This is a genomic window from Marinobacter santoriniensis NKSG1 (assembly GCF_000347775.1).
Taxonomy (GTDB): domain Bacteria; phylum Pseudomonadota; class Gammaproteobacteria; order Pseudomonadales; family Oleiphilaceae; genus Marinobacter; species Marinobacter santoriniensis.
This window is the reverse complement of sequence record NZ_APAT01000013.1, coordinates 198882-211650: the sequence shown is the minus strand read 5'-3', so window position 1 is coordinate 211650 and position 12769 is coordinate 198882. Positions and strand designations below refer to the sequence as shown.

The window sequence follows — 12769 nt, the reverse complement described above, 5'->3', positions numbered from 1 at the left end:
ATGTAGCAACGTGACTGTTATCACACTCTGAAAGTGAACCTTATTCGCATTCAGTCGTCGCACACGGAATCGTCGAATTCCGGCAAACGAGCCCGAAGCGATCCCCTTGGCGCTTTTCTCGCATAGACGGTATACGGGACTGATGAAGCACGGAGGTAATCCATGTTCACTTTCTCATCGGCCTTCTGAACCACTGGCCTGGTCGGCTCGCAGGCCACAAGCAGGTCGAACCGGTCACCCATGCCCGCAATCGTGGCCTGTTCGTCGCCCGGGTTAATCACCATGCACGCAGAGGCGTCCAAACCGGGCAAGGCAACAACCTTCCAGTCAAGTGCCTTATCGCCACAGGCCCGGATGCCGCGGCCACAATCCACCGCCTGGTCGTGCCCATCGTCATAAAGACGCCAGACACGGGCACTGCATTGGGTCTCCACCTTCACCGAGGTGGTCTGATTGTCGCTGAACCACCAGCCGGGATACTCGGCGGTGTCCCAGGACACCCGCACCTGACGGGTCGCCCCCTGCGAATTTTCCGCAGGAAACATGGCAAAGTGGGTGTAATAGCTGGCGCAGCCAGTCATGGCCACAGACGTGAGTAACAACAGTACTATCGACTTCATGGTATCCATCCCTGAATACAGTTCATTCGGGATCGAACTGTAACCCGAATCCGTCGTTGGTTTTGCGAACCACCACCATATTCAGGACGGGCGCAGGAACGGGAAGCCCCTGTACCTGCACGGTGACCTGATCACCGATCTTAGGCTCGAACGGCTCACCCTCAACCACGATGAAGACCCCACCATCGGAAATGTCACGGGTCGAAAAAACGAACTCTCCGAGGGACTCGTGCACTACCTTCACCTTCGCACTCATCGCGGTGCGGATATACTCTCTGCGATCGTTCACTGGCGTTATCCGGATTCCGGTCCATTTACTTAATTTTTATAGTGTTCCGAAGCATACCACCATTTTCCAGGAAATAGATCTCACAGATATTGACTCGACAGCAAACACAAATGAGAATGGTTGCTGTTTTTAGTTATCCACCACCCACCCGGTGGAGCGAATACACAAAAGCTGGAGAATCATCTACATGACAGTGACACGGACGCTTGTTGCCGCTGCAGCAATGACTCTTCCACTGGCCGCGTCGGCCAGCGGTGACGTCAACATCTATTCCTACCGCCAGGCCTACCTGATTGAACCGCTTCTGAAGGCCTTCGAGAAGGAAACCGGCATTGACACCAATGTGGTCTTTGCCAAGAAGGGGCTCGCCGAGCGACTGGAGCGCGAGGGACGGAACAGCCCCGCGGATGTGGTCATGACCGTGGACATTTCACGCCTGAACGAACTGGTCGAGCGTGATCTTGTTCAGGGCGTGGACAGCCCGGTCCTCGAGCAGAATATTCCGGAGAACCTCCGCAACCCTGATGGCAAGTGGTTTGCACTCACCACCCGCGCGCGCCTGATTTTCACGTCCAAAGACCGGGTAAAAGAAGGCGAAATCACGACCTACGAGCAACTGGCCGATGACAAGTGGGAGGGCCGGATCTGCACGCGAAGCGGCAAGCACCCCTACAATATTGCCCTGTTTTCGTCCATGATTGCCCACCACGGTGAAGAGTGGACCGAACAATGGCTGCAGGATCTGAAAGATAACCTCGCCCGGAAGCCCCAGGGCGGCGATCGGGACCAGATCAAGGCCATCGCCGAGGGCGTCTGTGATGTGTCCATCGGCAACAGCTACTACTACGGCAATATGCTGCAGGACAAAAACCAGCGTCCGATTGCCGAAAAGGTCCGGCTGGTATTTCCGAACGCCGACGGACGTGGCACTCACATCAACATCAGCGGCATCGCGATGACCAAGAGCGCGCCGAACCGGGAAAATGCGGTCAAGCTGATGGAATTCCTCTCCTCACCGGAAGCCCAGCGTATTTACGCCGAAGCCAATACGGAGTACCCGGCCAATCCCGCGGTTAAACCGTCCGGCCTGGTGGCAGAATGGGGAGACATCCACCCCGATTCCCTGCCGCTCCAGACCATCGCGGAAAACCGTGAGAAAGCCGTCAAACTTGTTGACCGGGTCGACTACGACGGAGAGTAGGATTCACACACAATGACCGAGACCACCGCTGTCGCCGATCCGGGACCAACGCAGCCATTGCTGTCCGGGCGCACATCCCGACGCTGGATCGTCGCCGCAACCGTCATTACAGCCATCGTTGCGTTACCGGTGCTCTCGGTCATTTTCCTGGCCTTCTTTCCCGAAGAGAACATCTGGCCCCACCTGATCGACACTACACTGCCACGCTACCTGGTCACCACCCTGAAACTGATGATCGGAGTGGGCGCGCTTACCCTGGTGATCGGTCTGTCCAGCGCCTGGGCGGTAACCATGTGCGAATTCCCCGGCCGCCGCTTTTTCGAATGGGCCATGCTTCTGCCCTTCGCCGTGCCCGCCTATGTTATTGCCTACGTCTATACCAGCCTGCTTGATTACGCCGGTCCGGTACAACGGGGACTGAGAGAGCTGTTCGGCTGGCAGAACGCCAGCGACTACTGGTTCCCGGAGATCCGCAGCCTTGAGGGGGCCATGCTGATGCTCGGGCTGGTTCTCTATCCCTACGTCTATCTGTTGGCCCGAGCGGCGTTTCTGGAGCAATCCCCATCGCTGTTCTCGGTCAGCCGAAGCCTTGGCCATTCCGCCCTGAGCACCTTTTTCAGAGTCGTCCTGCCGATCGCCCGGCCCGCCGTCGCGGTGGGCCTTTCCCTGGTTCTCATGGAGACCCTGAACGATTTCGGCACCGTGGATTTCTTCGCGGTACAGACCCTCACCGCCGGCCTGTTCGACACCTGGATGAACCTGGGCAACCTGGGCGGCGCCGCACAGATCGCCACCACCATGCTCGTCTTCGTGGTTATCCTGGTCTCGCTGGAACGGTATTCCCGCCGGCGTCAGCAACAGTTTGCAGCCCGCGACAACCGGGATCCGATACGTCGATTCACCATGTCCTTCCCGCGCCAGCTGATCTGCCTGGCGGTGTGTGCGCTGCCGGTCATATTCGGGTTCATCATTCCCGCCGGCACACTTGGCCTCTATGCGTGGGAGTATTTCGAGGAAAGCTGGAACCCGGATTTTCTGGAAAATACCCTGAACAGCCTGCTCCTCTCGGGCAGCGCCGCATTCACGACGCTGGTCATTGGCGTGATCCTGGCGTACAGCCGGCGCCTGCATAATACCCGCGGCATGCAAGTGCTGCTCAGGCTGTCGAGCCTCGGATATGCGATGCCGGGCGCGGTACTTGCGGTGGGCGTGATCGTACCGCTGGCAGGATTCGATAACTGGCTGGATGGCCTGTTGCGGGATTCGGTCGGCATCAGCAGTGGTCTGTTATTGAGCGGGACCGCCTTTGCCCTGGTATTTGCCTACACGGTGCGCTTCCTGGCAGTGTCCGCGGGCAGCGTGGAGAGCGCACTGCAGAAAGTCACGCCAAGCATGGACATGGCGGCCCGCTCCATGGGGCATACGCCCGGCAAAACCCTGCTGAGAGTCCATCTGCCCATGCTGCGGGGCACGCTTCTGACGGCGGCGCTGGTGGTCTTCGTTGACTGCATGAAAGAGCTGCCGGCAACATTGATACTGCGGCCGTTCAACTTTGAAACCCTGGCCACCTATGTCTATCAGTTTGCGTCAGACGAACGGCTCTTCCATAGCGCCCTGCCCTCGCTGATCATCGTCCTTGCGGGCATCGTGCCGATCATCCTGATGAGCCGGTCGATCTCCAACACCCGGGCCATGACCTGACAAGGCCCCGGAGATCCTGCCGGCTTCAGCCGGAACGCACATCCCGGACCACGAAACGCCCCTGGAACACCGCAACCGGGTCTCCCGAGGGCACCGCCGAGGGTTGCCCAAGGAACACCTCTGCCGTCAGGTCGAGGCGCCCCTTCCCGTGACGCGCCAGGCTCTTGCGGAACCTTTCGGGGATTTCATCCCCCGGTAGCCGGCAGACCGCGTAGAAGTCCATGGTGACCGGTTCGACATAGTCAATGGTGCCATTCTGGACGACCACCGATCCCCGGAGCCCCAGATCCGCCAGGGAAAGCTCTGTAAGCCCCCATGCAGCGGTGACGGCCACGGCATAGACGCTACCACCAAACCCCGTTCCCTGATGATTCTGATTCGGTTCCAGAGGGGCGCTCACCACCAGCGCTTTGCCATCCCAGGAATGCAACTGGACGCCCATCGCCCGGGACAGCGGAATTTCGTCGTGAATACGTTTCTGGAACAAGGCCAACTGAGTCATAACTTCCTCCCAACTACTTGAAGTTTAGGCCCTTCAGGAGGGTTTCCCTATGCGACTAACGTCGGTCTGAAACAAAAAAGGCCCGGTCGAAACCGGGCCTTTTGGCGTAGCACGAAAGTCGCTTATTGCCAGATCACGGGCTGCTTCTGCGCGTACCAGTTATCGACCTTTTCCTGGTAGGCATCTTCGACCACGTTACGCTTGAGCTTCAGGGTGGGCGTCAGGAAGCTGTTCTCAATGGACCACTCGTCGCTGACCACCGTAATGAATGCCAGCTGCTCGTGCGGATCCACCGTCTTGTTCACTTCCTTGATCAGGTTCGTGAAGCTCGCCTCCAGTTCCTTTCGGAAGTTCTCGTCGGCCAGCTTCGGACGCGTCTCCTCGCCCAGCATAACCAATGCGTGGGGCTGGGTCTGGTTGGCACCGGACACGCACACCATCTCGATGGCGTCGTGGGACATCAGGCGGTTTTCAATGGGCGCGGGCGCAATGTACTTGCCCTTGCTGGTCTTGAAGATCTCCTTGATGCGGCCGGTCAGCTTCAGGCGACCCATCTCGTCGATCTCGCCCTTGTCACCGGTTTTCAGGAAACCATCCTCAGTGAACGTTTCCCGGGTTTTTTCCTCGTCCTTGTAATAACCCATCATGGTCGCCGGACTCTTGACCAGGACCTCGCCTTCGTCGCTGATTTTCACTTCCACGCCCGGCAACGCCTCACCGACGTACCCGGTACGGGAACGACCCGGCTTGTTCATGTGGGAATAGGCAAAGTTCTCGGACATGCCGTAGCCCTCAAGCAACTCGAGCCCCAGGTTCCGGTACCAGTCCAGAACATCGTGGGACAGCGGTGCAGAGCCACTGCCCGCCAGTTTGACCTTGTCCAGGCCCAATCCCTTGAGCACCTTCTTCTTGATCACGCGATTGAGCAAGGGAACCTTGAGCAGGCGGTCGAGCTTCTGCTTCGGAAGCTTTTGAAGGACACCGTGCTGGAATTTCACCCACAGACGCGGAACAGACAGGAACAGCGTCGGCTGGGCCCGCTGCAGATCCTGCACGAAAGTGTCCAGGGAATCGGCGAAGTACAGCTGGAAGCCGGAGTAAAGCGAACCCAGTTCCACGAACGTGCGCTCGAACACGTGGGCCAGCGGCAGATAGGACAGCATGCGCTCCTCGGGGCCCACGCCAAGTGTCTGGATGCCACCGGCAGCGGCAAAGGCCATGTTACCGAAGCTCAGCATGACGCCTTTCGGGCGACCGGTGCTGCCGGAGGTATAGACAATCGTCGCCAGCTCATCCGCATCGCGGTGGGTGTTTTCCTCCAGCGGCGGGTACTTGCTGACGATATCGTCCCAGGTTTCGAAGTCGTTGGGCGGGCTCAGCGGGAATGAAATGCAACGGACCGATTCCGGTACGCCCGGCTTCATCATGTCCCAGTCGTCCAGCTTTCCAACGAACAGCACCTCACATTCGGCGTGATTGAGGATGTAGTTGACGGTGTCGGCATTGAGCGTCGGGTACAACGGGACGGAAATATGGCCTGCCATCCAGATCGCCCAGTCCGTCATCACCCACTGGGCGCAGTTCTTGGAGATCAGGCCGATACGGCTCTTCTCCGGCAGGTTGAGGGATTTGAGGTAGGCCGCCATGCGACGGGCTTCGTCAACCGCTCGGCCCCAGGTGTATTCGACCACCTTGCCATCACCGATGGGCTGGGTCATATACAGGGAGTTCTTCTTCGCCTGCTCCCAGTGGTACACCATATCCAGGGGAAGTTTATTAGTCGTGTCCATGGACCTTCCTTGTTATAAGTTGTGTTTTTCGTCAGCGTGTTCTTATAAGGGCTATTATTAGACTTTCGTAGGGTATTGCAACACGGTAAGGGTCGTCAAAACGTGATTCAACCGGAATTATTCAATTCCTCAACTATTGACCGATCTTTTCACCCCCTACCCCTTGCAATGCCAGGCTGTGGTAAACTCTCGCACTTTCCGAATTCCAGACACCGATCCAAGTCACACCTCTAACCACTCGGAGATGGGTATATGGCCACCAAAACACTGCGCACCCTTCTGGGCGCTTCCCTGCTGGCAGCGGCTAGCCTGGCTCAGGCCCAGGACACCAAGACCGTCGCCATCACGCAGATCGTTGAACACCCGGCACTGGACGCCGTGTATCAGGGGGTCAAGGACGAGCTCGCCGACGAAGGCTTCAAGGAAGGCGACAACCTGAAGATCATGCACGAGAGTGCCCAGGGTAACTCGGCAATTGCCGCCCAGATCGCGCGGAAATTCATCGGCGAAGAGCCGGACGTGATTGTGGCCATTGCAACCCCCTCCGCCCAGACCGTTGCAGCCGCTGCCCGGAACATTCCGGTCATCTTCTCGGCGGTCACCGATCCGGTAGGCGCAAAGCTGGTTAAAAGCCTCGACAAGCCCGGCGCCAACATCACCGGCGTCAGCGACATGCTGCCCATCGACAAGCACATCGATCTGCTGCAGCGCGTCATGCCCGACGCCAAGCGCATCGGCACCGTGTACAACCCGGGCGAGGCCAACGCCGTGTCCCTGGTGAACCTGCTGGACGAACGCCTCAAGGCCCGTGGCCTCACCCTGGTAAAAGCCGCTGCCACCAAGACCTCGGAAGTGCTGGGCGCCGCCCGCTCCCTGGTCGGTGACGTAGACGCCATCTACCTGACCACCGACAACACCGTGATCAGCGCCGCCGAGGCCGTGATCTCAGTGGGTGAGCGCGCCGACATTCCCGTGTTTGCCGCAGACACCGCCACCGTCGAGCGCGGCGCGGTTGCCGCCCTGGGCTTCAACTACTACAACCATGGCCGCCAGACCGGCAAGATGGTCGCCCGCGTCCTGAACGGCGCCAGCCCCGCGGACATGCCGGTTGAGACCATGGACACCCTGGACCTGTATGTGAATCCGGCCGCGGCCAAGAAAATGGGCATCACCCTGTCTGATGATCTCATCAAGGAAGCCAAAGAAGTCGTCAAAAGCGACAAGTAAAGCCTGACGAGAGCGGGCGGACCCCACAAGGGCCCGCCCGTTTTCTTTCACAGTGAATCGTACCCATGCTCAGTGAAATCGCTTTCTATGGCGCCCTGGAGACCGGCCTTATCTACGGTCTGGTCGCCTTCGGCATCTATATCTCGTTTCGTGTACTCGATTTTCCCGACCTGACCGTCGACGGCAGTTTCCCGCTGGGTGCTGCTGTTTCCGCCGTCCTGATCATCCACGGCTGGAACCCCTGGATCGCCACCGGCGCCGCCGTTCTGGCGGGTATGGCGGCGGGCTCGGTTACTGCCCTGCTGAACGTCAAGCTGAAGATCCTGAACCTGCTGGCGTCCATCCTGACCATGATCGCCCTCTACTCCGTGAACCTCCGGGTCATGGGGCGCCCGAACGTGGCCCTGCTCTCCGAACAAACCGTTCTGACACCCTGGTACGACCTGGGGCTCGCCTACCACCAGGTACCGGTGGTGCTGTTCCTGATCGTCGTGCTCGTGGCCCTGTTCCTGCTCTGGCGATTCATGAAATCGGAGACCGGGCTGGCCATGCGCGCCACCGGCGCCAACCCCCGGATGGCCCGGGCCCAGGGCATCGCGACCGGCGGCATGATCGTGCTCGGCGTGGCCCTGTCGAATGGCCTGGTCGGGCTGGCTGGCGCACTTTTCGCCCAGAGCCAGGGCGCTGCCGACGTCACCATGGGCGTGGGCGTGATCGTTATCGGCCTGGCTTCCCTGATTGGCGGTGAAGCGCTGATCACACCGAACACGGTCATTCGGGCCCTGCTGGCCTGCGTTGTCGGTGCCATCATCTATCGCCTGGCTATCGCCTTCGCCCTGAACGCTGACGTTCTTGGCCTCCAGGCACAGGACCTGAACCTGATCACCGCCGTACTGGTCACACTGGCCATCGTATTGCCGGGTGTACGGAACTCCGTGGTCAGCAAATTCACCCGCAAGAAAGCCTGAGGACTCGACATGATCAGTGCAGACGATCTCCGACTCACCTTCGGCAAGGGCACGCCGCTGGAAAACCCGGCGCTGCGAGGTATGAGCCTCACCGTTAACCAGGGTGAATTCGTAACCGTGATCGGCAGTAACGGCGCCGGCAAATCCACCTTCCTGAACGCCCTGGCCGGCGAAGTGATGGTCGACAGCGGCCAGATTGTCGTCGACAACCAGGACGTCACACGCCTGCCGACCTACAAGCGGGCCTCCCGGGTGGCCCGGGTCTTTCAGGATCCGCTCGCGGGCACCTGTGAAAACCTGTCCATCGAAGAGAACCTGGCCCTGGCGATCAAGCGGGGCCAGCGTCGTGGACTCAGCACGGCGGTCAAGAAGCAGTACCTTGGCCAGTTCCGGGAAAGCCTCTCATCCCTGAAACTCGGGCTGGAGAATCGCCTGGGCGACAAGATGGGCCTGCTCTCCGGCGGCCAACGCCAGGCCGTCAGCCTGCTGATGGCAAGTCTGACGCCATCGAGCATTCTCCTTCTGGATGAGCACACCGCCGCGCTGGATCCCAAGACGGGCGCGTTCGTGCTGGAGCTCACCGAAAAGATCATCGAGGAGCAGAAGCTGACTGCCCTGATGGTGACCCACAGCATGAAACAGGCCCTGGACGTGGGAGACCGCACGGTGATGCTGCACCAGGGACAGGTGGTGTTCGACATTGCCGGCAAGGAACGGGAGGGGCTGGAAGTGAAAGACCTGCTCGGCCTGTTCGAAAAGCAGCGTGGGCTGGAGGTGGACGACGACAGCCTGCTGCTGGGCTGACCATCGATCCACCGGGAAACAGCGATAAAAAAAGCGGGGCCTGGCCCCGCTTTTTTACTGCTTTGCCGAACGCCGGTCAGTGACCGTAGATCAGCATCGACGTATTGGTGATCGCCAGGTTATCCATGGCCACCGAACCAATCGACGTTCCCCCGATGAGCACCCCACCGATACGGATATCGGCGTTGAAGCTCTGGAGGTCCACCGCAAGACTGTCTACACCGGCGTTGTTCGGCGCCTTGTAGATGTCCATGTCGACACTCGCAAACAGATCCAGTGGCTGGGGAGCCGAAAGATCATAGTCTGCGCCGGTCAGCTGGAAGTCCCGAATCCCGATCGCCAGGAACGGCACGTCAAAATCCATGTCGTCAATGGCGAAATCGGTCTTGAAGTTCAGCTTGTCGGTTGCAGTATCAATCCGGATCGTGCCGGAACCGATCAGCGCGTCCATCTGGAAGTTATCCAGAATGGTTGTACTGTCGGCCGTGGTGGAACTCACGAGGTTCCAGGCACCGGTTTTCACGGTGAAATCCACCGCACCGAATGCCATCGGCAGGATGTTGATGATTGCATCGCCATCGGCGGCAATATCAACGTTGATCCGGAGGTTATCGATCAGATCCGAAGGTGCCTGCCCGGTGAGGTTGAACCCCAGCTCCGAGAAGTAATCGTTGCGGTTACCACCGCCCACGAAGATATCGTTGACTTCCAACGAGCCTTCGTCGGTGTAGATAAACCGATCGATGTTCACCTTGGTCTCCAGCTCAATGGTGACACCAGCCTGGCCGGTGATATTCCCCATTGCAGCTTCATCCAGCATCTGGATTTCCGCCATGGCTGCAGGTGGCGCACCCGCAACACATAGCGCTAGCAAGGAAGGTTTCAGGCCTTTCATTTCTTGTTCCTTTTATAGTGGTTATCACTTCCTGTGGGCCACTGCGATACTACGACGCCACCCTACTACTCTAGCGACAGGTCCGGTTCAGATACGTGCAGGGATCACAAAACTAATTGCACAAGGGAACTATCCAGCGTGTTACTCGTGCCCCCTTCCCCGCCTGCCGAATTTTTAACCACAACATATAGTAATTGTCCGACATCCTGTCCCAACCACGGCGTGACGCGGCTTCCCGCCAATGCAAGGCCTCTTCCATTGATTTTCTTTCGAGGCTCGCCGTATTCAATAGTTGCGTTCTTGTTCACACACCACTATATCCTGTTATACTTTCGAAAAATAAGCCCACATATAGGGTATACAATAAAACCGCCGCCGGACCTCCCGGGGGCCAGACGAAGGGGCTACACGCCAGGCCCGCAGCAATGATTCGATACCAGACCGGCCTCAACGCAGGCAAACGCACCAGACGACCAACCACCACATGTTGTGGTCGCTGGCCCGTTTTGACCATGGCCGGCCAGGAACCAGACCGGAACGGAATGGCTCCAACGATTTAAAAGGGGTATGACGCTGGAGACAGCGCCATCAAAAAGAGACAGACTGGAAGAACCGAGGGTGGCAATGAACGCTAAGGCACAGGCAGTGATCACAACGATTCCGATGCAGGAAGCTTCGCTGGACATCTGGAGCAGCAAATATCAGCTCAAGACCAAGACCGGCGAACCCGTGGACAAGGACATCAACGCAACTTACGAGCGCGTTGCGAAAGCCTTGGCCGAAGTGGAAAACAAGTCTGTGCGCACCAAGCACATGAAGGACTTCATCTGGGCCCTCCAGAACGGCGCCATCCCGGCCGGGCGGATTACCTCCAACGCCGGTGCGGAAGCCCACAAGCCCGCAACGTCCACCATCAACTGCACCGTCTCCGGCACCGTCCATGACTCCATGAACGACATCCTGGAGAAAAACCACGAAGCCGGCCTGACCCTCAAGGCCGGTTGCGGTATCGGTTACGAGTTCTCCACCCTGCGCCCGCGCGGCGCCTACGTGGCCGGCGCCGGCGCCACCACCTCCGGCCCGCTGTCCTTCATGGACATCTTCGACCGCATGTGCTTCACCGTTTCTTCCGCCGGTGGTCGCCGTGGTGCCCAGATGGCCACCTTCGACGTGCATCACCCGGACGTGATCGAGTTCATCCAGGCCAAGCGTGAAGACGGCCGCCTGCGCCAGTTCAACCTGTCCCTGCTGATCACCGAAGACTTCATCGAAGCCGTCCGCAACGGCGACGACTGGCACCTCTCCTTCCCCGTCACCCAGAAGGAAGTGGACGACGAGAACCTCGACCTGTCCGACACCTCCCAGTTCGTGTACCGCGACTTCCCGGTTCTGGACGGCTACGTGGTGAACGACGAGGGCAAGGTCGCCTGCCGCATCTACAAGACGGTGAAGGCCCAGTTCATCTGGGACACCATCATGACCAGCACCTACGACTACGCCGAGCCGGGCTTCATCCTGATCGACAAGGTCAACCAGATGAACAACAACTGGTTCTGCGAGGACATCCGCGCCACCAACCCCTGCGGTGAGCAGCCCCTGCCCCCGTACGGCAGCTGCCTGCTGGGCTCCGTGAACCTGACCAAGTTTGTCGAGTACCCGTTCACCGAGAAAGCCAGCTTCAACTACGAGAAGTACCGCAAGGTGGTGGGCATCTTTACCCGCATGCTGGACAACGTGGTTGAAATCAACGGCCTGCCGCTGGCCGAGCAGCGCCACGAGATCACCCACAAGCGCCGACACGGCATGGGCATCCTGGGCCTGGGTTCTACCCTCGCCATGCTGCGCATGCCCTACGGTTCTGACGAGTCCGTACAGTTCACCGAAGAAGTCGTGCGTGAAATGGCCGTAGAGGGCTGGCGCCAGTCCCTGGCCCTGGCCGAAGAGAAAGGCCCGGCGCCGATCATGGACGAAGAGTTCGAAATCACGCCGAAGATGATGAACAAGTGCCCGGAGCTGGCCAAAGAAGGCTACAAGATCGGGGATGTTCTCAAAGGCAAGCTGCTGCACGCCCGTTTCAGCCGTTACATGCAGCAGATCGCCCACGTGGAACCGGAGCTGGTGAAGCAATTGGCCGAGAAAGGTGGCCGCTTTACCCACCACACCTCCATCGCGCCCACCGGCACCATCAGCCTGTCGCTGGCCAACAACGCCAGTAACGGCATCGAGCCGAGCTTCTCGCACCACTACGCGCGCAACATCATCCGCGAAGGCCGCAAGACCAAGGAGAAGGTAGACGTATTCTCCTTCGAACTGCTGGCCTACCGCCACCTGGTGAACCCGGGCGCCATGCCGTTCTCCGACGACGAGGACAAGAAACTGCCCTCCTACTTCACCACCTCGGACGACGTCACCCCGGCGCAGCACGTGGACATCCAGGCTGCGGCCCAGAAGTGGGTAGATTCCTCGATTTCCAAAACGGCCAACGTTCCGACAGACTTCGCCTATCCGGACTTCAAGGGCATCTACCTGTACGCCTACGACAAGGGCCTGAAGGGCTGCACCACCTTCCGCTTCAACCCGGAAGCGTTCCAGGGCGTACTGGTGAAAGAGAAAGACCTCGAGAACACGCTTTACGAGTTCACACTGGACGACGGCAGCAAGGTGACCCTGCGCGGTAACGAACAGGTAGAATACGACGGTGAGACCCACACCGCCGCCAACCTGTTTGATGCGCTCAAAGAAGGCACCTACGGCAAGTACTGATCCGGGAAC

At 59.2% G+C, this 12769-nt stretch carries 11 protein-coding genes; 6 read left to right on the top strand and 5 right to left on the bottom strand.

Annotation, left to right across the window (positions count from 1 at the left end; genetic code table 11):
• Positions 1-50: 50 nt before the first annotated feature.
• Entirely contained in the window at positions 51-620 is a 570-nt protein-coding gene (locus MSNKSG1_RS04830; protein ID WP_227497952.1) for a hypothetical protein, read from the bottom strand.
• Positions 621-642: 22 nt separating this feature from the next.
• The gene (locus MSNKSG1_RS04825) at positions 643-909 is read right to left on the bottom strand and encodes a PilZ domain-containing protein (protein WP_008938122.1); all 267 of its coding nucleotides are present in this window, start codon (positions 907-909) and stop codon (positions 643-645) included.
• A gap of 187 nt (positions 910-1096) precedes the next feature.
• Here MSNKSG1_RS04825 and MSNKSG1_RS04820 point away from each other — a divergent pair, with 187 nt between their 5' ends.
• Entirely contained in the window at positions 1097-2110 is a 1014-nt protein-coding gene (locus MSNKSG1_RS04820; protein ID WP_008938121.1) for a Fe(3+) ABC transporter substrate-binding protein, read from the top strand.
• Positions 2111-2122: 12 nt separating this feature from the next.
• On the top strand, positions 2123-3811 hold the full coding sequence (locus MSNKSG1_RS04815) for an ABC transporter permease (protein WP_008938120.1): 1689 nt from the start codon (positions 2123-2125) through the stop codon (positions 3809-3811).
• Positions 3812-3836: 25 nt separating this feature from the next.
• Here the strand turns inward: MSNKSG1_RS04815 and MSNKSG1_RS04810 are convergent, their stop codons facing one another.
• Positions 3837-4313 (bottom strand): thioesterase domain-containing protein, encoded by a 477-nt coding sequence (locus MSNKSG1_RS04810; protein ID WP_008938119.1) that lies wholly within the window; start codon positions 4311-4313, stop codon positions 3837-3839.
• A 122-nt stretch (positions 4314-4435) separates the two neighbouring features.
• Entirely contained in the window at positions 4436-6103 is a 1668-nt protein-coding gene (locus tag MSNKSG1_RS04805; RefSeq protein WP_008938118.1) for an AMP-binding protein, read from the bottom strand.
• Between the two features lie 252 nt (positions 6104-6355).
• Here MSNKSG1_RS04805 and MSNKSG1_RS04800 point away from each other — a divergent pair, with 252 nt between their 5' ends.
• From MSNKSG1_RS04800 to MSNKSG1_RS04790, 3 genes are all read left to right on the top strand, one after another.
• Positions 6356-7330, top strand: coding sequence for an ABC transporter substrate-binding protein (locus MSNKSG1_RS04800; protein ID WP_008938117.1), 975 nt, complete (start codon positions 6356-6358; stop codon positions 7328-7330).
• A gap of 65 nt (positions 7331-7395) precedes the next feature.
• Positions 7396-8298, top strand: a complete 903-nt coding sequence (locus MSNKSG1_RS04795; RefSeq protein WP_008938116.1) for an ABC transporter permease — start codon at positions 7396-7398, stop codon at positions 8296-8298.
• Positions 8299-8307: 9 nt separating this feature from the next.
• Positions 8308-9102 (top strand): ABC transporter ATP-binding protein, encoded by a 795-nt coding sequence (locus MSNKSG1_RS04790; RefSeq protein WP_008938115.1) that lies wholly within the window; start codon positions 8308-8310, stop codon positions 9100-9102.
• 76 nt (positions 9103-9178) lie between these two features.
• Here MSNKSG1_RS04790 and MSNKSG1_RS04785 read toward each other — a convergent pair whose 3' ends face one another.
• Positions 9179-9997, bottom strand: coding sequence for a DUF6160 family protein (locus MSNKSG1_RS04785; RefSeq protein WP_040886651.1), 819 nt, complete (start codon positions 9995-9997; stop codon positions 9179-9181).
• Positions 9998-10621: 624 nt separating this feature from the next.
• Here MSNKSG1_RS04785 and MSNKSG1_RS04780 point away from each other — a divergent pair.
• Complete coding sequence (locus tag MSNKSG1_RS04780) at positions 10622-12760, top strand: adenosylcobalamin-dependent ribonucleoside-diphosphate reductase (protein ID WP_008938113.1); 2139 nt, start codon at positions 10622-10624, stop codon at positions 12758-12760.
• Positions 12761-12769 lie beyond the last annotated feature (9 nt).